Genomic DNA, 18,819 nt, shown 5'->3' with positions numbered 1-18,819 from the left:
GATGCCCGACCCAATCTAGGAGGTCAAGCTTTTACAGCGAACCCGTTCTTTTTGACGAACGTCTTATGCCTAGCCCACCTTCCTTCGCGGATCCGCCCAAAGAGACCAAGTCCGGCACAAAGCCCGAGCAGGAGCAGGAAGCCGAGCGCGCCCGTCTTCCGGAACAAGGTCGGGGGCAGCGCCTGCGGAAGGGCAGCGTCGAGGACGCCCTCCGTTCCGAGGGGCAGCGCGCCGAGAATGCGCCCGTGCCCGTCCACCACGGCCGAGATCCCGGTATTGGCGGCCCGGACGAGCGACAGGCCCTCCTCGACGGCCCTGAGGCGAGCCTGGGCGAAATGCTGGTAGGGCCCTGGGGTGTTGCCGAACCAGGCATCGTTCGTGACGTTCAGGATGAGCTCGGGGCGCGGGCCATCCGGCAGCACCGCCCCCGGGAAGATCGCTTCGTAGCAGATCGTCGCCGCGAGCGGCGGAAGGCCCGGCACCTCGAGGGGGCGGCGGATCTCCGCCGGCGTAAAGCCGCCCGGGATGTGAACGAACTGGCGCAGCCCGAGGCTTCTGAGCGTAGAATCCAGAAAGCCCGGGACATATTCCCCGAACGGGACGAGATGCGTCTTGTCGTAACTTGCCGTGATGGTCCCATCCGGGGCGACCACCTGGACGGAGTTGTAGAAGCGGCCGACCACCTCGCCGGGGATGGGCGCGGACATGCGCGCCGCGCCCGTCACGAGCGTCGTTCCGGCGGGCAGGAGCCCCGCGATCTGGGCCAGCGCGACGGGCTCCCGGTGCAGGAGAAAGGGAAAGGCGGATTCCGGCCAGATCAGATGGGTCGCGCCCGCGACGCCTCGTCCGTCCGGACCGGGCCGGTCGCTCACCCCGAGGTAATGCCGCATGATGGCAGGGCCGTTCGCGGCGCTGAACTTGGCATCCTGCGGCAGGTTGGGCTGCATGATCCGGAGGCGGACGCCGTCGACGAGGGGCGCGGGCTCGCGCGGGACATGCAGGGCCCCGAAGCCCGTCATGGCGAGGAGGACGAGGGCGGAAGCGGCCGGGAGCGCGAACCGGGCATTCCTGGCCGCATTGGTGCCGAGCGCCGCCGGGGCCGCGCCGATCATGATCGCCAGGACCGTCAGGCCGTAGAGCCCGATCAGCGAAGCGCTCTGCATGAGCCAGAGCTGCTGGCCCAGCGCCATCCCGAGGGTGTTCCAGGGAAAGCCCGTGAAGAGATGCCCCCTGAGCCACTCGCTGGCCGCGAGCGCCGCCGCGAAAGCCAGAATCCGCAACGGGCCGGGCGACCAGATCGCGCGGGCCGCGGCAAACCCCGCGGCCGGGTAGAAGGCCAGGATCGCGGGCAGCCCGAGCACGCCGAACGGCAGCGCCCAGGCGAACTGGTCCGCTTCGACGAGAAAGGCGGCGCCGAGCCACCATAATCCGGCGACGAAGTAGCCGAACCCCCACCACCATCCGGCCAGGACCGCATCGCGCAGGGTCCGGCGGGGATCGCCTTCGTGGTCGATCCCGTCCAGGACCCAGACGGGGACGGTGAGCGAGAGGAACAGGGCCGGCAGGAAGCCGAATGGTGGCATCGCCAGCGCACCGGCCGCGCCCGAACCGGCCAGCAGGAGCACGCGCCGCCAGCCGCGCACCTGGGCGACGGACGATGCGATGCCTTTCATTCCGCGGCCGCGCTCCCGGGCCGCGACTCGTGGCGGCTCTGGAACGGCACGGTGCCTGCGGCCGGCGGGACCTCCGGGTGCGTCAACGCGGCTGCCGCGGCTTCGGCGGTCGGACGCCGATGGATGCGCAGCTTCTTGAGGCGCCTCGGATCCGCATCGAGGATCTCGAATTCGAGGTTCTCCGGCCCGGCGATCAGCTCGCCGCGGGGCGGAACGCGGCCGACCAGGGTCACGATCAGCCCGCCGAGCGTATCGACCTCGTCGGCGACGCCTTCGGCGCCGAGGTCGATCCCGAGCGCTTCCGAGACTTCCTCGAGACCCGCACGGGCATCGGCGATGAACGTGTCGTCGTCGTTCGGGATAATCATCCGGGCCTCGTCCTCGTCGTGCTCGTCCTCGATGTTGCCGACCACGACCTCGACGAGATCCTCGATCGAGACGAGGCCGTCGGTTCCGCCATATTCGTCGATCACGAGCGCCATGTGGGTGCGCGTCGCCTGCATGCGCACGAGGAGATCGACGGCGGGCATCGAGGGCGGCACGAACAGCACCGGCCGCAGGATCTTCGCTTCGGCAATGGTCAGTGAGAGATCGACACGCCCAAGGCTCGGGGGCTGCGAGGAGGGGCCGTTGGCCTCGGCCTTGCGCCGGCGCGAGGACCGGTTGTCGGCCCGCATCGCGATGAAATCGAGAAAGTCGCGGATGTGGACCATGCCCTTCGGGTCGTCCAGGGTCTCCCCATAGACGGGCAGGCGGGAATGCCCGGCCGTCCGGAACATGTTGAGGAGGTCCCCGAGATTCAGGTCGGCCGGCACTGCGACGATGTCGGCCCGCGGGACCATGACGTCATCGACCCTGATGCGATGCAGGCCGAGGACGTTCCTGAGCATCGCCCGTTCCTGGGGCGAGAAGTCCGCATCCTGCTCGGCCTCTGCGAGGGCATCCTCGAGATCGTGGCGGATGGAATCCCGGTGTTTCAGTCCGAGCCGGCTCAGCAGGCGTTCGTACCAGCGCTCGCCGGCTATGTCCGGATCCACGTCGGTCCGGACGGCACGTTCGCTTCGACTTCGGTCGTCGTTCATGGCCTCTCGCAGCGCGACGGGAGCACCCGTTCACGCCGCCTTTTCACGATAAGGATCGGCGATGCCCAAGCTGCGCAACGCCGCAACTTCCAAGCTTTCCATGATTTCGGCCTCGGCCTCAACCTCATGGTCGAAGCCGAGGAGGTGCAGGACCCCATGGATCACGAGGTGGCTGAGGTGGTCCTGCAGCGTTTTTCCCTCGGTCTCCGCCTCCCGCACCATCGTCTCGAAGGCCAGGGCGATGTCACCGAGATGACGCGGCCCGGGCCCCGGCATCGTCGCGGGCGCCGGAAAGGACAGCACGTTGGTGGGCTTGTCCTGGTGGCGCCAGGCCGCGTTCAGCTCGCGAATCGCCGCATCGTCGGTCAGGAGCACGCTGAGGGTGGCCTCACCGGGAGGGGAGGGCACAGCCGCGACGGCCGCATCGACCGCCTTCCCGACCCGCTCCTCGAGATCGGGAATGCTCGTCTCCCAGCCGGAGGCCTCGGTCGAGATCTCGAGGTCGATCACGCCGGCTCCTCCGACGGCGCACGGGACGCATTGTCGTAGGCTGCGACGATCCGGCGAACGAGATCGTGCCGCACGACGTCCTGGTCCTTGAAGGTGGCACGCCCGATGCCCGGCACGCCCTGGAGGATCCGCATGGCCTCGATCAGGCCGGATTTCTGCCCGGGCGGGAGATCGATCTGGGTCGGGTCGCCGGTGACGACCATGCGCGAGCCTTCGCCGAGGCGGGTCAGGAACATCTTCATCTGCATGGAGGTGGTGTTCTGCGCCTCGTCGAGCAGCACCACCGCATTCGTGAGCGTGCGCCCGCGCATGAAGGCGAGCGGCGCGATCTCGATCATGCCGGTCTGCAGCCCGCGCTCGACGTGCCGGGCCTCCATGAAGTCATAGAGCGCATCGTAGATCGGGCGCAGATAGGGATCGACCTTCTCGCGCATGTCCCCGGGCAGGAACCCGAGCCGCTCGCCTGCCTCGACCGCAGGCCGCGAGAGGATCAGCCGCTCCGCCTGGCCGCGCTCGAGAAGCGAGACGGCATGTCCCACGGCGAGCCAGGTCTTGCCGGTTCCGGCCGGCCCCTCCGCGAAGACGAGCTCGTGCTGCCGCAGCATCTGAATATAGGCGCTCTGGGCCTGGTTGCGGGCGCGCACGGCCCCGCGGCGGCGGGTCACGATATGCTCGAAAGAGGTCCGGCCCTGGCCGTCGTCGGACGGGAAGAGCGAGCCCTGCAGCGCGCTTTCCTGGATGGCGCCGTCGATGTCGCCGAGCGTCAGGCTCTGTCCCTGCCGCGCGCGATCGTAGAGACCCTCGAGAACCCGGCGCGCCTGTTCCGAAGCTTCCGGGCGGCCCTTCAGGATGACCCGGTTGCCGTTCGCGGTCGCGACGACGTTCAAGCGCCGCTCGAGATGGGCGAGGTTCTGGTCGTAATGGCCGAAGACGAGTCCAGCGAGCCGATTGTCGTCGAACGTGAGGGTGATTTCCGCCGCTTCCTCGACTCCGGGCGGGAAACTCCGGTTCGGTGCGCTCCGCACCCCCGCCCCGTCATCAGGCATCACACGATGTCTCCACGTTCAAGCCACCGCGCCGGGCCGGCGCGATCCCTTCCGTCTGCTGCAAGTTGTGAGTGAGCCATATATGCGGACGGGTCTTTCCCATGTCAGGCGGCTGCGTCCATCGGGCTCGGTCCTTCGAGTTCGCCGAACAGGCTGTTCGAACCCACCCGCGTGATGCGGACGGATACGAGATCGCCGATCCCGTGAGCATCGCTCTCGATCTGAACCGCCTGCAGGAACGGCGATTTTCCCGCCATCTGGCCGGGATGCCGGCCAGGGCGTTCCAAGAGAACGTCGAGCCTCCGGCCGACGGTTCCGTGATTGAAGGATTTCCTCTGGTCTTCGACGATGGCCTGTAGCCGGGCGAGGCGGTCGGCCTTCACGGCCTCGAGGACCTGATCGGTGCTGTCCGCGGCCGGCGTGCCCGGACGCGGGCTGTATTTGAAAAAGAAGCTGCTCGCGAATCCGACCGCCTCCACGAGCTTCAGGGTCTCCGTGAAATCCTGCTCGGTCTCGCCCGGAAAGCCGACGATGAAGTCGGACGAGAGGGCGATATCCGGGCGCGCGGCCCGGATGCGGTCGATCAGGCGCCGGTATTCGTCGGCCGTATGCTTGCGGTTCATCGCAGCGAGGATCCGGTCCGAGCCGGCCTGGACCGGAAGATGCAGGAACGGCATCAGGGCCGGGAGATCGCGATGCGCCGCGATGAGCCGATCGCTCATGTCGCGCGGATGGCTCGTGGTGTAGCGGAGCCGCACGATTCCGGGCACCTCGACAAGGGCCTCGAGCAGCCTCGCGAGATCCCAGGTTTCGCCGCCCGGGCCCTCGCCATGGAACGCGTTCACGTTCTGGCCGATCAGGGTCAGCTCGCGGACGCCCGCCTCGGCCAGACGCCGGGCCTCGTCCAGAATTCGCGCGACCGGCCGCGAATATTCCGCCCCGCGGGTATAGGGCACCACGCAGAAGGTGCAGAACTTGTCGCAGCCTTCCTGGACGGTGAGAAAGGCGCTCACGCCGCGGCTGCGGGTCCGGGCCGCGCTCGCTGCGGGCAGGTGATCGAACTTGGCCTCGACCGGGAACTCGGTGTCGACGACCTTGGCCTTCCGGGCGCGGGACAGGAGGTCCGGCAGGCGATGATAGTTCTGCGGGCCCACGACGACGTCCACGACGGGCGCGCGGCGGGTGATCTCGGCTCCCTCGGCCTGCGCGACGCAGCCCGCCACCACGACGCGGGTCTCGAGGCCGTGTCTGGCCCGGTCTTCCTTGATCTCGCGAACCCGGCCGAGCTCGGAATAGACCTTTTCGGCCGCCTTCTCACGGATGTGGCAGGTGTTCAGGATGACGAGATCGGCATCCTCGGGAGCTGTCGTCTCGCTGAACCCTTCTCCGGAGAGAACGTCCGCCATGCGCTCGGCATCGTAGACGTTCATCTGGCAGCCATACGACTTGACGAAAACCTTCTTCACGCGGGACAGGCCTGTTGATCCGGGGGCGCCGCTCTGCGGCTTGAGCCCTCTCTACGCGTTTCGGGCCTGCGAGAGAAGAGCAGAGGCTCGGCCCTCATCGGCCGCGGCGGCAACGTCCTCAACGGGTCGCGGCGATCGCCTCGCGAACCGCCTGCTCGGCGAGCATCGTGGCCTGCTTGCGGTCTCCGCAGAAGGGTTGCGGCTCGCCCCAGACGACGGTCACGTCGAGAGGGCCCGCCTTGGCGAACCGGGCGATGTGCGGGGCGAGCTCCATGTCGCCGTACCAGCAGATTTCCGGGCGCTCGCGGCGGGTGACCGGCAGGCCGCCGCGCCGCGTGTAGGTGATCGCGAGCGGCTGCAGGAGGACGCGCCCGGTCGTGGAATCCGTCAGGGCCGCCTGGGCGGCGCCGACGAGAGAGGAGCGGAACGGCAGGATCCGGTTGCCGTCGCCGGTGGTCCCCTCTGCGAAGAGGACGATGACCTCCCCGCGCACGAGCCGATGGGCGACAGTCCGGGTCACCTCCGCGGTGGCCCGGCGGCTCTTGCGGTCGATGAAGACGGTGCGCTGCAGGCGCGCGAGCACGCCCACTCCCGGCCAGGTCCTGACCTCCGATTTCGCGATGAAGGAGAGCGGCTGCAGCGACCCGATGACGGGAATGTCGATCCAGGAGACGTGATTGGCGAGAACGAGCGTCGCGTCGCTTCCCGGCGGCTCGCCCTGCTCCTGCACCCTTATGTCGAAGAGCCGCAGGACCAGGCGGTGGAAGAGGATCGGCACGATTCCGGCCCAGGACCAGCCGAACCGCACGGCAAGCGCCTGGGGTCCGATCGTGACCAGGGTGAACAGGGCGAGGATCGCGAGCCGCAGGAACAGACCCGCCCGGCTCATTCCTCGTCCTTGCCGAGGGGGAGCGCGTAGAGCTCGAGGCGGTGATACACGACCTTGTAGCCGAGCCGCCGGGCGATCTCGGTCTGCAACGCCTCGATCTCCTCCGAGTGGAATTCGATCACGTCGCCGGTCGCGAGATTGATGAGGTGGTCGTGATGCTCGACATCCGCCTGCTCGTAGCGCGCGCGGCCGTCGCGGAACTCGAGCCGGTCGAGGATCCCCTCGTTCTCGAAGAGCTTCACGGTGCGGTAGACGGTCGAGAGCGAGATGCGCGGGTCCGCCGAGGAGGCGCGCCGGTGCAGCTCGACGACGTCCGGATGGTCCCGGGCCTCGTCGAGCAGGCGCGCGATCAGCCGGCGCTGGCCCGTCATCCTCAGGCCACGTTCGCGACAGGTCCGCTCGATGTGACCCGGCCGGCGGCGCGCCGCCGTCTTTCCATTCCGCTTCGCCAAAGAAACGCTCCGTACGCCTACGTTATCCGAGAGCTAGAGCATGATACCGAAGCGTGACAACCACCCGGAAGGATCGTCCCGGAACCGTCGCCTGCGCTTCCGTTCCGCTCAGAGGGAGCAGCGCATCGTGAGCGCATGGGCCATGCTTCCGTCGGGCTTGAGGTAATAGCCCGGCCGGCGCCCGGTCTCCTCGAAGCCGAGGCGACGATACAGCGCCAGCGCGGGCGCGTTCCCCTCCTCGACTTCGAGGTGCACGACCTGCGCTCCGGCCCGGGCGAGGCCTTCGAAATGGTGCCGGAGAAGCGCGCGCGCGCAGCCCTGCCCGCGGGCCTCGGCGGCGACGGTGACCGTCAGGATCTCAGCCTCGTCGATCACGACCCGCGAGAGGACATAGCCGACAGGGTTCGGGTCGGGGCCGAGAAAGAGCCCGTCGGCGATCACGGTCCGGTCGCTGAGAAGCCGCTCGAAATCGAGCTGGTTCCAGGGACGCGCGAAGGCCTGTTCGTGCAGGAGCGCGGCGCGTTCGGTGTGGTCGAGGGTGAGCGGCAGGATAGCCGGCACCTGGGCCGGACGCTGGAACCAGCTCAGCATGGCGGCCTATCGGCGCGGGATTCGCGCGCCGTCCTGGGGCTTCGCATCCGGGCTCCGCAGATAGAGCGGCTTCGGCAGGGCCTGGGCGGGATCCGCGATAGCGCCGAGACGGGCCACGAAGGCGATGTCCGGAGCGGAGGCCGAATCGGCGACGAGGCTCTCGATCCCCTGCGCCCAGGCATCCGCCGCGAGGGCCGGAGCGCCGGACCCCGCGAGAACGAGGGGGCCGGAGCCGAGCAGGCGCGTCGCATCGCGCAAGGGCATGAGCGCCGGCGGAATGATCGTCCGTCCGCCCGGGGCCACGGCCTGCACATAGATCTGCCCGTGCTTCGCATCGATCGCCGCGACGAGGACGCGCCGCGTCTCGGTCGCCATCAGGGGCGCAAGCAGGGCCGAGAGCGTCGCGACGCCGATGACCGGAATGCCGACGGCGAGCCCGATCGCCCGGGCCGCGGAGATCCCGACCCGCAGGCCCGTATAGCTCCCGGGCCCGACCGTGACCGCGACGCGGCCGAGCGACCCGAAGCCTCCTTCGACCCCCGATACCACGCGGTCGAGGAGGGGGAGGAGGGCCTCCGCGTGTCCACGGTCCATCAGGAGGGTCTCGCGGGCGAGCACCGCCCCCTGCCCGGTGTCGAGCACACAGGCCGAGCAGGCCCCGAGTGCCGTGTCGATGGCCAGGACGTGCACGATCGAACCCCCGTCTCGTTGCTTCAAACGCTTCGCGCATCGTGCGGAAAAGTGGGTCCGCTTTTCCGCGTCGAACGATGCGCCGCTCAAGAACCAAAGCATCGGATTGACCCCAAAAGTGGAATCCACTTTTGGGTCCGATGCTATAGAGCCCGGATCGACGCCGTGCCAGAGGCGGCGCAGATCCGGGTCGCCCTCAGGCATTCCGACAGAATTCGTCGAAGCTCAAGAGGAGATGATCGCCGGTTCGCTCCTGCCCGCCCGGGACGGAGCCTCAGACGGACTGCACCTCGCGGACGTCCGGCAGGAAGTGGCGGAGCAGGTTCTGGATGCCGTGCTTGAGGGTCGCGGTCGAGGAGGGACAGCCCGAGCAGGAGCCCTTCATCGCGAGATAGACGACCCCGTCCTTGTAGCCCCGGAACGTGATGTCGCCGCCGTCACCGGCCACTGCCGGGCGCACGCGCGTGTCGAGGAGTTCCTTGATGGTCGCGACGGTCGGCGCGTCCTCCTCGTCGAAGAACTCTTCGCCGTCCTCGGTGTCCGGGCTCTGGTCGATGGTGAGCACGGGGGCGCCGGACATGAAGTGTTCCATGATGGCGCCGAGGATCGCCGGCTTGAGATGCTGCCATTCCCCGTCCGACTTCGTCACGGTGATGAAATCATAGCCGAGGAACACGCCCGCGACCTCGGGAACGGTGAACAGCCGTACGGCCAGGGGCGAGCCCGCCGCGCCCCGCGCGTCGCGGGCATCGAAGGTGCCCTGGGGCATCACGACCCGCCCGGGTAGGAACTTCAGGGTGGCCGGGTTCGGTGTCGCTTCGGTCTGGATGAACATGAAATCCTCCGCGCCGGTTCAAGGCCGGCCGAGTCAGTAGCGAATCGATGAAGGGCGGTCGAAAAGCCCACCCCGTCAATGTGGATCCTCGGGCGCGGGATGTGAAGGGCGCGAGGCGCGCCCGCCGGAGCCGTCAGCCCGCGAGAGCGTCGATCTCCTCGTCGGAGAGGCCGCCCGGAACGATCACGATCGGGATCGGGAAGGTGGAGGCCGTCTTGCCGGCGATCGTCGAGACGAGCGGGCCGGGACCCTCCTTGCCGGTGCCCGCGGCGAGCACGAGGAAGGAGATGTCCGCGTCGTTCTCGATGATCTCCGTGATTGCCGCCGGCTTCTCGCGGACGAGGACCACCTGCTCGGGCTCGACTCCGGCTGCGCTGCGCGCCTCCTTGGCAGCCGTCTCGAGGCGCTTCTGGGCCTCTTCCTGGCCCTCGGCGAGCATCGCCTCGCCGACCCCGATCCATTCGAAATTGTGCGGCGGATCGACGACCGCCAGAATGACCATGCTCGATCCGGTTCGCGCCGCGCGGCGAGCCGCGAAATGGATTGCCCGGGAACATTCCGGGGTCTCGTCCACCACGACCAGGAATTTCGGACGGTGGCCGCTCTCGTAGGATCGTCGCCTGCCGCTCATCGGGAGACACTCTCGCGTGCCACGTCGCTCGCCTCCGACGATGCCCCGAGCGTCGCCTTTCGTCCAGAGCGGAGAGCGCCCGGCCGGGAGTGGCGCCGCGCCGCGCCGGCCGGACTCCCGGAGGGACGGCGTTCCGCCCCCGGAAATTCAGCTCCGGACAAAGCCGACGATGTCCTTCACGGCATTCATGGTCTCGTGGGCGATCGCGCTCGCCCGCCGGGAGCCGTCCGCCAGGACCGCATCGATATGGCCGGGATCGGCCATGAGCCGGCGCATTTCGCCGGCGATCGGCCCGAGCTTCGACACCGCCACGTCGACGAGCGCACCCTTGAAGGCGGAGAACTGCGCGCCGCCATGGTCGCGCAGGACGTCCTCGACCGTACCGTCCACGAGCGCGGCATAGATCGCGACGAGGTTCTCCGCCTCCGGGCGCCCTTCGAGGCCGGCGGCCTCGCCGGGCAGCGGCTCCGGATCGGTCTTCGCCTTACGGAACTTCTGGGCGATCGTGTCGGCATCGTCCGTGAGATTGATGCGCGAATAGTCAGAGGCATCCGACTTCGACATCTTCTTCGACCCGTCGCGCAGCGACATCACGCGGGTCGCAGGACCCGCGATGAGCGGCTCCGTGAGCGGGAAGAAGGCCTCGCCGAAGCCGCAGGCGGCGATCGACTCGGCGAAGTCGTTGTTGAACTTCTGCGCGACGTCGCGGGTGAGCTCCAGATGCTGCTTCTGATCCTCGCCGACCGGGACATGCGTGGCCCGGTAGACGAGAATGTCGGCGGCCATCAGGTTCGGATAGACGTAGAGGCCGACCGACGCGTTCTCGCGGTCCTTGCCGGCCTTCTCCTTGAACTGGGTCATCCGGTTGAGCCAGCCGATCCGCGCCACGCAGTTGAGCACCCAGGCGAGCTCCGCGTGCTCGTGCACCTGCGACTGGTTGAAGACGATGTTCTTCACGGGGTCGATGCCGACCGCCAGGAAGGCCGCCGTGACCTCGCGGATCTGCCGCCGCAGCTCCTTCGGATCCTGCGGAATCGTGATCGCGTGCATGTCGACGACGCAATAGATGCAGGGGAAATCCGCCTGCAGGGCGACGAAGCGTTTGATCGCGCCGAGATAGTTGCCGAGGTGCAGGTTGCCGGTCGGCTGCACGCCGGAAAAGATACGCTGCGGGAAGGAGCTCATCGTGTTTGTCGCGACCTCGATCGATTGGGCGGCCTTATCGCAAAGCCGGGCGGCCCGTTGCAAGGTGGCGCGCCGGCGTTTTCGCCCCTGCCGCACTCCGTGACCGGCGGGCCGGCCGCGACATCGCGTCGTTACGAGGCCGCGCGGGCGCCCGGCCTCTTGCGGACGAGGCGCCGCCAGTCTCCCGGAATCGCGCCGCAGAACACGACGGCGCCAATATAGACGAGCGCTCCGGCCGTGCAGAAGAAGGCGAGCGCCAGCGCCGAGGCGGGCAGCAACGCCTCGAGAAGCCGGACCGCGAGCGCCATCAGCGCGGTGGCGGCGCCAATGCGCGCCGTTCTCGCCGTCAGCCCGGCTCCCTGCCAGAGACCGCGGGCCCGGAGCGCGAGGGCGATGAGCCCGCCATGGAGCAGGGCCCCGGCCGAGACCGCCAGCGCGACGCCGCCGATCCCGAAAGCCGGCGCGAGGACCGCCCCGCCCCCGAGCGCCACCGCGAAACCCGCAAGCGTCGCGATCACGGCCGGGCGCAGGGTCCCGGTCGCATAGAGCGTCTGGGCGAGCACCTTGCCGGCCGCCGCGATCGGCACGAGCGGCGCGAGCCCGATCAGGGCGGCCGCGGTTCCGGCCCGGTCCGCGGCCCCGAAGGCGCCGCGCTCGAAGAGGATGCCTGCGATCGGATCGGCGAGGAGGGCGAGGCCGGCCGCAGCCGGGCAGGCGACGAGGAGCGCGAGATGCAGCGCGTCGTTCTGGAGCGCCAGGAGGCCGGGCCTGTCCCCCGCGACGGCCCGCGCGGCCATTTCGGGCAGGAGCACGATGCCGGCGAGCACCGCGACGAGGCTCGTCGGGAGCTGAGCCAGCCGCTCGGCATAGTGCAGCCAGGACAGGCCGGAGGGCATGAAGGACGCGACCTGCGCGCCGGCGAACACGAAGACGTGGATCGCCGCGCTCGTCACCGCGGCGGCGACGGCCCTCGCGAGCAGCCGGCCGGCCCGCAGCCCGTGCAGGGCTGGAAGGCGCCAGCGCAGGCCCGGAATCGCCCGCGGCGCGGCGAGCGCCAGCACGGCGAGCTGCAGTACGCCGCCGAGGCTCGCGGCGATCGCGAGCCAGGTTGCCCGTTCGAGGCCCGAGGGTGCGGGAGCGAGGAGCGCCGCGATCAGCGCACCGTTGAGGATGAGCCCCGAGAGCGCGGCCGCCGCGAAATGCCGCCAGGCGGCGAGCACGGCGCCGAGCGCGGCCGCCAGCGCCACGCTCGCGACGAGCGGCAGCAGGAGCCGGGTGTAATCCGTCGCGAGCGCGAGCGTTTCGGGATGCCGGGCGAGGCCCGGCCCCGCGAGGAGCACGAGCGCGCCCGCTCCGAGTTCCGCGACGGCGGTGGCTGCGAGCACCACGAGGCCGGCGCCGCCCAGGATCTCGCCGGCCCGTTTCCGGGCATCGGGCACGCCGGTCAGGGCCGGGACGATCGCCGGGTGCAGGCCGCCTTCGCCGAGCATCCGGCGCAGCAGGTTCGGGATCCGGAACGCCGCGAAGAAGGCATCCGCGGCCGGGCCAGCGCCCAATGCCGCCGCGAGCAGCACGTCCCGGGCGAAGCCGAGGAGCCGGGAGACGACGGAGGAGAGCCCGACGACGAGGGACGAGCGCGCGATCGACATGAGGGGCCTGCGGGTTGCAGGATTCCGGGCGTCGCGGTTCCCCCCTCACCCGCCCCTTCGGGGCGACCTCTCCCTCCAGGGGAGAGGTGAAGCGGCAGCGGCTCGCGCATCACCTCTTCCTTCAAGGGAGGGGCGACGCGGCGGCGTCCTGCACATCACCTCTCCCTTGAGGGGAGAGGTCGACGCCCGAAGGGCGGCAGGTGAGGGTGGCTGCGCCACGCTATCCGGAAATTAAAACCCCTACTCCTCCTCCCCCGTGACGCCGGCGGCGTCCTGGGCTTTGAGGATCTCGGGGCGGGGCATCGAGATGATGTTGTAGCCGGAATCCACGTAGTGGATCTCGCCCGTCACGCCGCTCGAGAGGTCCGAGAGGAGATAGAGGGCGGATTTGCCGATCTCCTCGGTCGTCACCGTCCGGCGCAGGGGCGCATGGGCCTTCTGATAGGAGAACATCAGCCGCGCATCCGTGATGCCGGCGCCGGCAAGCGTCCGCACCGGGCCCGCCGAGATCGCGTTGCAGCGGATCCCGAGCGGCCCGAGATCGGAGGCGATGTAGCGCATGCTCGCCTCGAGGGCCGCCTTCGCGACGCCCATCACGTTGTAGTTCGGCATCACCCGCGTCGAGCCGCCATAGGTCAGCGTCAGGAGCGAGCCGCCTGCGCCCATGCGCTTTGCGGCGCGCTGGGCGATCTCCGTGAAGGAGAAGCAGGAGATCACCATGGTGCGGGTGAAGTTCTCGCGCGTCGTGACCTCGACGTAGCGGCCTTTGAGCTGCGACTTGTCCGAGAAGCCGATCGCGTGGACCACGAAGTCGAGGCTCGGCCAGCGCGCGTCGAGCGCCTCGAAGACGCGGTCGACCGAGGCGACGTCCTCGACGTCGCAGGGCAGGACGAGATCCGAGCCGAGCGACTGCGCGAGCGGCGTCACGCGCCGGCCGAGCGCCTCGCCCTGATACGTGAAGGCGAGCTCCGCGCCCTCGCGGGCCAGCGCCTGCGCGATGCCCCAGGCGATCGAGTGATCGTTCGCGACCCCCATGACGAGGCCGCGCTTCCCCTGCATCAGACCGGTCACTCTTGTCCCCTTGTGCTCCGGCCTCGTGCGGCCGGAATCCTGCGTCCGGCCGGCCGCGGCGGCCGTCATGCCTTGATCGATGAGCATGTCCATGGGCGTGAGCTCCAAAGCATCCCGCTCACCATGGCCTGCCCGCGTCAACGATTCGTTGACGAATTCAGGCGTCGAGCCGCTTCATCACGAGGGTCGCGTTGGTGCCCCCGAAGCCGAAGGAGTTCGACAGCACCGCGCCGATCTTCGCGTCGTCGATCCGCTTGCGGACGATCGGCATGTCGGCGAATTCGGGGTCGAGCTCCTGGATGTTGGCGCTCTCGCAGATGAAGCCGTTGTTCATCATCAGGAGCGAGTAGATCACCTCCTGCACGCCGGTGGCGCCGAGCGAATGGCCGGTCAGCGACTTCGTCGCCGAGATCGCCGGACACTTGTCGCCGCTGCCGAACACCTCGCGGATCGCCTCGATCTCCTTGATGTCGCCGACCGGCGTCGAGGTCGCGTGCGGGTTGATGTAGTCGATCGGCGTGTTCACGCCCGACAGCGCCATCTTCATGCAGCGCACGGCGCCTTCGCCCGAGGGCGCGACCATGTCGTAACCGTCGGAGGTCGCTCCGTAGCCCACGATCTCGCCGTAGATCCGCGCGCCGCGCGCCTTGGCGTGCTCGAGCTCCTCGAGCACCACCACGCCGGCGCCGCCGGCGATCACGAAGCCGTCGCGGTTCACGTCATAGGCCCGCGAGGCGGTGGCCGGCGTCTCGTTGTAGCGGGTCGACATCGCCCCCATGGCGTCGAACAGCACCGAGAGCGTCCAGTCGAGCTCCTCGCAGCCGCCCGCGAACATCACGTCCTGCTTGCCCATCTGGATCAGCTCGTAGGCGTTGCCGATGCAGTGGTTGGAGGTCGCGCAGGCGGACGAGATCGAATAGTTCACGCCGCGGATCTTGAACCAGGTCGCCAGCGTCGCGGAGGAGGTCGAGCTCATCGCCTTCGGGACCGCGAAGGGGCCGATCCGCTTCGGGCCCTTGCTGCGCGCCGTGTCGGCGGCCTCGACGACCGTGCGGGTCGAGGGTCCGCCGGATCCCATGATGATCCCGGTGCGCTCGTTGGAGATCTCCTTCTCCTCGAGGCCGGCATCGCGGATCGCCTGGTCCATGGCGACGTGGTTCCAGGCCGTGCCGCCGCCGTGGAAGCGCATCGCGCGGCGGTCGACGACGCCCTCCGGATCGAGGGTCGGCGCGCCGTGGACCTGGCAGCGGAAGCCGAGCTTCGCGTAGTCCTCGGCCCGCGAGATCCCCGAGCGGGCCTCGCGCAGGGAGGCGAGCACCTCCTGGGTGTTGTTTCCGATGGACGAGACGATGCCCATCCCGGTGACGACGACGCGTCTCATGGCCTCTTCCTCATGGTGGCAGCCTCATGGCGGGCCGCCGCGCATCATGGGCAGCACGAGGCCTTTCGCCGCTGACGTAAGGCTCCCGGCCGCGGTTCTCAACTCCGGCAGGAACGGATCCGTCCCGCCTCAGCCGCCCGCCGTCGGCTCGGCCTGGAACAGGCCGACGCGCAGGTCCTTGGCCTCGTAGATGCGCCGGCCGTCGGCCTCGAGCCAGCCGTCGGCGATCCCGAGCACGAGCTTCGACCGGAAGACCCGCTTCAGGTCGACCCCGTAGACGACCTTCTTCACGGAGGGCAGCACCTGGTCCGAGAACTTCACCTCGCCGACCCCGAGCGCCCGTCCGCGTCCGGGCGAGCCGAGCCAGCCGAGGAAGAACCCGACCATCTGCCAGAGCGCATCGACGCCGAGGCAGCCCGGCATCACCGGATCGCCCTTGAAGTGGCAGGGGAAGAACCAGAGATCCGGGCGGACGTCGAGTTCGGCCCTGACCTCGCCCTTGCCGTAGGCGCCGCCGGTCTCCGAGATCGCCGTGATCCGGTCGAACATCAGCATCGGCGGGAGCGGAAGCTGGGCATTGCCGGCACCGAACAGCTCGCCGCGTCCGCAGGCAAGAAGGTCTTCGTAGGTGTAGCTCGCCTGGCGCGCCATTCGGGGAGCGGGTCCTTTCGTCACGAATTGTCGCGAAGCCGGCGGCCCCTCGAGATCGCCGGCCCGAAAACGGGGCTCTGGTAGCACAGCGGCTCGGGCCATCAAAGAGACCGCACCGATTCGCGCGCGAAGCACCGCGCCGCTCCAGACCGTCGCGCTTCTCCACCCGTTCCGGCCGAGATGCAAGGCCGCGCGGGCACATTCGGGATCGTACGGAGTCCTCCCGGCCGTCCGGCGAGGCTATTCTCCATCGGAGAGGCCACGTCGCGCGACGGTCCGGCCGTTCCGGTGGTGTCACGAGAGGGATCGCAGGATGCTTCGTTACGGCTGCCCGCCGCTCACGGTTGCGAGGGCCCGGCCACGGTCCCGGTTGATATGCCGGACCGGGCTCCCTATGATCCTTCCAGCAAAGACGCGCTGCCGCGCCCTCACGAACTAATGTCCAATCCTCTCCTCCAAACGACCCGCCCCGATTCCCTGGCCGGCCGCCGGGGTTGCCCGCTCTCGGAACTCAGGGACAAGCTGCGCCGGGTCGGCCTGCGCCCGACGCGCCAGCGGGTGTCGCTCGGCTGGCTCCTGTTCGGGAAGGGGAACCGGCACGTCACCGCGGAGATGCTCTTCGAGGAGGCGGCGCGCGCCCGCGTGCCGGTGTCGCTGGCGACCGTCTACAACACGCTCCACCAGTTCACCGAGGCGGGTCTGCTCCGGCAGCTGCCGGTCGAGGGCACGAAGTCCTATTTCGACACCAACCCCACCGAGCACCACCATTTCTTCCTCGAGGATGTCGGCGAGCTCGTCGACATGCCCTCCGAATCGGTGCGCGTGGGCGATCTCCCGGAGCCGCCGGACGGCATGGAGGTCGCGGGCGTCGAGGTGATCGTGCGGCTCAGGCGCAAGCCGGCCTGAGTGCGCGCCGCGCCCGCGCGGCCCTATTCCACGGTCTCGTTCGGGTAGACGCCCCAGAGCCGGTCCTGGCGGATATAGCCCTCGAATTCCTGGTCGCCGTCGAAGACGGCCACCCGGCACCAGGCGGCGCTGCAGGATTTCACATTCGTGACGACGCCGGGCTCGAGGCGCGCGAGAATCGCGCTCTTCTCCCCGGGCTCGCTCTGGAGCGGCAGCGTCATGGCCTCCTTGGCCCAGGGCATCACGAGCGCGGTGCGGCGTCCCGAGAGAAGCGAATGCAGGACCCAGCCCTCGGTGCCCTCCGCGTCGCGGATGCGGCGCCACGTCTCGTATTCTGCGACGATCTCCACAGGAAGTCCGGCGCGCTGGAAGACCCAGCGCGTCCGATGGTCCTTCGAGGGGCCCTCCCGGAGATTGACCCGGTCGGTCTTCAGGCTCACGTAGCGCGGCACCGGCAGGCCCGTGCCCTTGCGCCCGCCGGGCGGCTCCTGAGCCCGGGCCGAGTCGGCAACCGGCGCCGCGGCGAGGAGCAGGGCAATCGCGACGATGGTCTTGCGCATGGACCCCTCCCATCGGATTGTCATGGACGACGCCTCTGCTACAGAGGCGCGGCCGGAGCGGCCATGCGGCTCGTTCCGTCCTCCTCCATTCGCCGAAGCACGGTTAAGGGCGCGTAAAACGGGTGCCCGGAGCCGCACGGTCCCGAGCAGGTGAGGCCCGCCAGCCGATGAAGAAGAGACCCGTCGTCGTCGTTACCCGCCGCCTCCCCGACGTCGTCGAGACGAGGATGCGGGAGCTCTTCGACACCCGCCTCAACCTCGAGGACAAGCCCCTGGAAGCGTCCGAGCTCGTCGAGGCCGTGCAGAGCGCCGACGTCCTCGTGCCGACCGTGACGGACGAGATCGACGCCGCGCTCCTCGCGCAGGCCGGCCCGAACCTGAGGCTGATCGCCAATTTCGGCAACGGCGTCGATCACATTGACGTGCAGGCGGCGCTCGCCCGCGGGATCACGGTCACCAACACCCCGGGCGTCCTCACCGAGGACACCGCCGACATGACGATGGCCCTCATCATGGCCGTCGCCCGCCGCCTGCCCGAGGGCGTGCGCGTCATTCCGGAGGACCGCTGGGGCGGCTGGTCGCCGACCTGGATGCTCGGGCGCCGGATCACCGGCAAGCGGCTCGGCATCGTCGGCATGGGCCGGATCGGCCAGGCCCTCGCACGGCGCGCCAAGGCCTTCGGGCTCTCGATCCACTATCACAACCGCCGCCGCGTGCCGCAGCGGATCGAGGACGAGCTCGAGGCGACCTATTGGGAGAGCCTCGACCAGATGCTCGCCCGCATGGACATCGTCTCGGTGAACTGCCCGCACACGCCCGCGACCTATCACCTGCTCTCGGCACGGCGCCTGAAGCTCCTGAAGCCCGACGCGATCGTCGTGAACACCGCCCGCGGCGAGATCATCGACGAGAACGCCCTGGCGCGCCTCATCGAGTCCGGCGACGTCGCCGGGGCCGGGCTCGACGTGTTCGAGCACGAGCCCGCCGTGAACCCCCGCCTCATCAAGCTCGCCCGCCAAGGCAAGGTCGTCCTCCTCCCACACATGGGCTCCGCAACCTACGAGGGCCGCGTCGACATGGGCGAAAAGGTCATCGTCAATATCAAGACCTTCATGGACGGCCACCGCCCGCCGGATCGCGTGCTGCCGAGCATGCTGTGATGATGGGGAGGGCGCTCCGGAAACTCCGCCTCTTCGACGGGAGAGGCCGACGCCCGCAGGGCGGCGGGTGAGGGTGGCAGCGCCAACGCTGGGAGGCTGAAATTCCTGTGCGCTCAACAGGATAGCGCGCCGCCGACACCCCTCACCCGGACGCTTCGCGTCCGACCTCTCCCTCCGGGGGCGAGGTGAATCCGGCGGCGCTTGCACGTCACTTTTGGGTTCGTTCTGCCAAATCGAGAGATCGGTTTCGGAAGTGGAATTCTGGACCTCATCGAGGAGGCGGATCGCCGTGTTGCGGCGGGAGAGGGCGCGGCGCTCGTAGCGGTCGAGCGTGGCGAGCTGGTCCCAGTCGCAGTCGGGCTGACCCGCGAGCAGGAGCATCCTGGCGTGG

General features: G+C 69.2%; 20 protein-coding genes. 3 read left to right on the top strand and 17 right to left on the bottom strand.

Annotated features, from left to right (window positions below):
- Window positions 1-23: 23 nt before the first annotated feature.
- From lnt to fabA, 16 genes are all read right to left on the bottom strand, one after another.
- Entirely contained in the window at window positions 24-1,673 is a 1,650-nt protein-coding gene (gene lnt, locus BN1233_RS00960; protein ID WP_063776690.1) for an apolipoprotein N-acyltransferase, read from the bottom strand.
- Window positions 1,670-2,755, bottom strand: coding sequence for a hemolysin family protein (locus BN1233_RS00955; RefSeq protein ID WP_046861644.1), 1,086 nt, complete (start codon window positions 2,753-2,755; stop codon window positions 1,670-1,672). The genes lnt and BN1233_RS00955 overlap by 4 nt, the downstream gene beginning before the upstream one ends.
- Window positions 2,756-2,785: 30 nt before the next feature.
- Entirely contained in the window at window positions 2,786-3,265 is a 480-nt protein-coding gene (ybeY, locus tag BN1233_RS00950) for an rRNA maturation RNase YbeY (RefSeq protein ID WP_046861643.1), read from the bottom strand.
- The gene (locus BN1233_RS00945) at window positions 3,262-4,311 is read right to left on the bottom strand and encodes a PhoH family protein (RefSeq protein ID WP_046861642.1); all 1,050 of its coding nucleotides are present in this window, start codon (window positions 4,309-4,311) and stop codon (window positions 3,262-3,264) included. The genes ybeY and BN1233_RS00945 overlap by 4 nt, the downstream gene beginning before the upstream one ends.
- A 104-nt stretch (window positions 4,312-4,415) precedes the next feature.
- On the bottom strand, window positions 4,416-5,777 hold the full coding sequence (gene miaB / locus BN1233_RS00940) for a tRNA (N6-isopentenyl adenosine(37)-C2)-methylthiotransferase MiaB (RefSeq protein ID WP_046861641.1): 1,362 nt from the start codon (window positions 5,775-5,777) through the stop codon (window positions 4,416-4,418).
- Window positions 5,778-5,895: 118 nt separating this feature from the next.
- Window positions 5,896-6,666, bottom strand: a complete 771-nt coding sequence (locus BN1233_RS00935) for a lysophospholipid acyltransferase family protein (protein WP_046861640.1) — start codon at window positions 6,664-6,666, stop codon at window positions 5,896-5,898.
- Window positions 6,663-7,118 (bottom strand): Fur family transcriptional regulator, encoded by a 456-nt coding sequence (locus tag BN1233_RS00930; RefSeq protein WP_425311666.1) that lies wholly within the window; start codon window positions 7,116-7,118, stop codon window positions 6,663-6,665. The genes BN1233_RS00935 and BN1233_RS00930 overlap by 4 nt, the downstream gene beginning before the upstream one ends.
- 108 nt (window positions 7,119-7,226) lie before the next feature.
- A complete protein-coding gene (locus BN1233_RS00925) occupies window positions 7,227-7,709 on the bottom strand; it encodes a GNAT family N-acetyltransferase (protein ID WP_046861639.1) in 483 nt (160 codons plus the stop codon).
- A 6-nt stretch (window positions 7,710-7,715) separates the two neighbouring features.
- The gene (gene tsaB, locus BN1233_RS00920; protein WP_046862325.1) at window positions 7,716-8,399 is read right to left on the bottom strand and encodes a tRNA (adenosine(37)-N6)-threonylcarbamoyltransferase complex dimerization subunit type 1 TsaB; all 684 of its coding nucleotides are present in this window, start codon (window positions 8,397-8,399) and stop codon (window positions 7,716-7,718) included.
- Window positions 8,400-8,673: 274 nt separating this feature from the next.
- On the bottom strand, window positions 8,674-9,234 hold the full coding sequence (locus BN1233_RS00915; protein WP_046861638.1) for a NifU family protein: 561 nt from the start codon (window positions 9,232-9,234) through the stop codon (window positions 8,674-8,676).
- Between the two features lie 133 nt (window positions 9,235-9,367).
- Window positions 9,368-9,865, bottom strand: a complete 498-nt coding sequence (locus BN1233_RS00910; RefSeq protein WP_046861637.1) for a universal stress protein — start codon at window positions 9,863-9,865, stop codon at window positions 9,368-9,370.
- 147 nt (window positions 9,866-10,012) lie between these two features.
- On the bottom strand, window positions 10,013-11,050 hold the full coding sequence (gene trpS, locus BN1233_RS00905) for a tryptophan--tRNA ligase (protein WP_046862324.1): 1,038 nt from the start codon (window positions 11,048-11,050) through the stop codon (window positions 10,013-10,015).
- A 131-nt stretch (window positions 11,051-11,181) separates the two neighbouring features.
- A complete protein-coding gene (gene murJ / locus BN1233_RS00900; RefSeq protein WP_048708947.1) occupies window positions 11,182-12,699 on the bottom strand; it encodes a murein biosynthesis integral membrane protein MurJ in 1,518 nt (505 codons plus the stop codon).
- A 240-nt stretch (window positions 12,700-12,939) separates the two neighbouring features.
- Window positions 12,940-13,770: an enoyl-ACP reductase FabI gene (gene fabI, locus BN1233_RS00895; RefSeq protein WP_046862322.1), complete on the bottom strand. Its 831-nt coding sequence runs from the start codon at window positions 13,768-13,770 to the stop codon at window positions 12,940-12,942.
- A 157-nt stretch (window positions 13,771-13,927) separates the two neighbouring features.
- Complete coding sequence (fabB, locus tag BN1233_RS00890; protein WP_046861636.1) at window positions 13,928-15,151, bottom strand: beta-ketoacyl-ACP synthase I; 1,224 nt, start codon at window positions 15,149-15,151, stop codon at window positions 13,928-13,930.
- Window positions 15,152-15,280: 129 nt separating this feature from the next.
- Window positions 15,281-15,802 carry a 3-hydroxyacyl-[acyl-carrier-protein] dehydratase FabA gene (gene fabA / locus BN1233_RS00885; RefSeq protein WP_046862321.1) on the bottom strand — a complete coding sequence of 174 codons (522 nt, stop codon included), beginning with the start codon at window positions 15,800-15,802 and terminating at the stop codon, window positions 15,281-15,283.
- Window positions 15,803-16,240: 438 nt separating this feature from the next.
- Between fabA and irrA the strand changes: the two genes are divergently transcribed.
- Window positions 16,241-16,708: an iron response transcriptional regulator IrrA gene (irrA, locus tag BN1233_RS00880; RefSeq protein ID WP_046861635.1), complete on the top strand. Its 468-nt coding sequence runs from the start codon at window positions 16,241-16,243 to the stop codon at window positions 16,706-16,708.
- 23 nt (window positions 16,709-16,731) lie between these two features.
- On the opposite strand, the gene BN1233_RS00875 is transcribed toward irrA, so the two are convergent.
- A complete protein-coding gene (locus BN1233_RS00875; protein WP_046861634.1) occupies window positions 16,732-17,268 on the bottom strand; it encodes an SH3 domain-containing protein in 537 nt (178 codons plus the stop codon).
- 167 nt (window positions 17,269-17,435) lie between these two features.
- Here BN1233_RS00875 and BN1233_RS00870 point away from each other — a divergent pair, with 167 nt between their 5' ends.
- Together BN1233_RS00870 and BN1233_RS49030 are read left to right on the top strand one after the other, a co-directional pair.
- Complete coding sequence (locus BN1233_RS00870; protein ID WP_046861633.1) at window positions 17,436-18,428, top strand: 2-hydroxyacid dehydrogenase; 993 nt, start codon at window positions 17,436-17,438, stop codon at window positions 18,426-18,428.
- A gap of 201 nt (window positions 18,429-18,629) precedes the next feature.
- A partial coding sequence (locus BN1233_RS49030) for a hypothetical protein (RefSeq protein ID WP_046861632.1) occupies window positions 18,630-18,819 on the top strand: 190 nt, incomplete at its 3' end.

This window comes from Microvirga massiliensis, assembly GCF_001006805.1.
In the GTDB taxonomy this organism is placed as follows: domain Bacteria; phylum Pseudomonadota; class Alphaproteobacteria; order Rhizobiales; family Beijerinckiaceae; genus Microvirga; species Microvirga massiliensis.
This window is presented reverse-complemented; position numbering and strand designations above follow the sequence as displayed.

Bases quoted from the DNA above. Each gene is read 5' to 3' on its own strand.
- lnt (WP_063776690.1), bottom strand. From the start codon at position 1,673: ATGAAAGGCATCGCATCGTCCGTCGCCCAGGTGCGCGGCTGGCGGCGC.
- BN1233_RS00955 (WP_046861644.1), bottom strand. From the start codon at position 2,755: ATGAACGACGACCGAAGTCGAAGCGAACGTGCCGTCCGGACCGACGTG.
- BN1233_RS00945 (WP_046861642.1), bottom strand. From the start codon at position 4,311: ATGCCTGATGACGGGGCGGGGGTGCGGAGCGCACCGAACCGGAGTTTC.
- BN1233_RS00935 (WP_046861640.1), bottom strand. From the start codon at position 6,666: ATGAGCCGGGCGGGTCTGTTCCTGCGGCTCGCGATCCTCGCCCTGTTC.
- BN1233_RS00925 (WP_046861639.1), bottom strand. From the start codon at position 7,709: ATGCTGAGCTGGTTCCAGCGTCCGGCCCAGGTGCCGGCTATCCTGCCG.
- BN1233_RS00915 (WP_046861638.1), bottom strand. From the start codon at position 9,234: ATGTTCATCCAGACCGAAGCGACACCGAACCCGGCCACCCTGAAGTTC.
- BN1233_RS00910 (WP_046861637.1), bottom strand. From the start codon at position 9,865: ATGAGCGGCAGGCGACGATCCTACGAGAGCGGCCACCGTCCGAAATTC.
- trpS (WP_046862324.1), bottom strand. From the start codon at position 11,050: ATGAGCTCCTTCCCGCAGCGTATCTTTTCCGGCGTGCAGCCGACCGGC.
- murJ (WP_048708947.1), bottom strand. From the start codon at position 12,699: ATGTCGATCGCGCGCTCGTCCCTCGTCGTCGGGCTCTCCTCCGTCGTC.
- fabB (WP_046861636.1), bottom strand. From the start codon at position 15,151: ATGAGACGCGTCGTCGTCACCGGGATGGGCATCGTCTCGTCCATCGGA.
- fabA (WP_046862321.1), bottom strand. From the start codon at position 15,802: ATGGCGCGCCAGGCGAGCTACACCTACGAAGACCTTCTTGCCTGCGGA.
- irrA (WP_046861635.1), top strand. From the start codon at position 16,241: ATGTCCAATCCTCTCCTCCAAACGACCCGCCCCGATTCCCTGGCCGGC.
- BN1233_RS00875 (WP_046861634.1), bottom strand. From the start codon at position 17,268: ATGCGCAAGACCATCGTCGCGATTGCCCTGCTCCTCGCCGCGGCGCCG.
- BN1233_RS00870 (WP_046861633.1), top strand. From the start codon at position 17,436: ATGAAGAAGAGACCCGTCGTCGTCGTTACCCGCCGCCTCCCCGACGTC.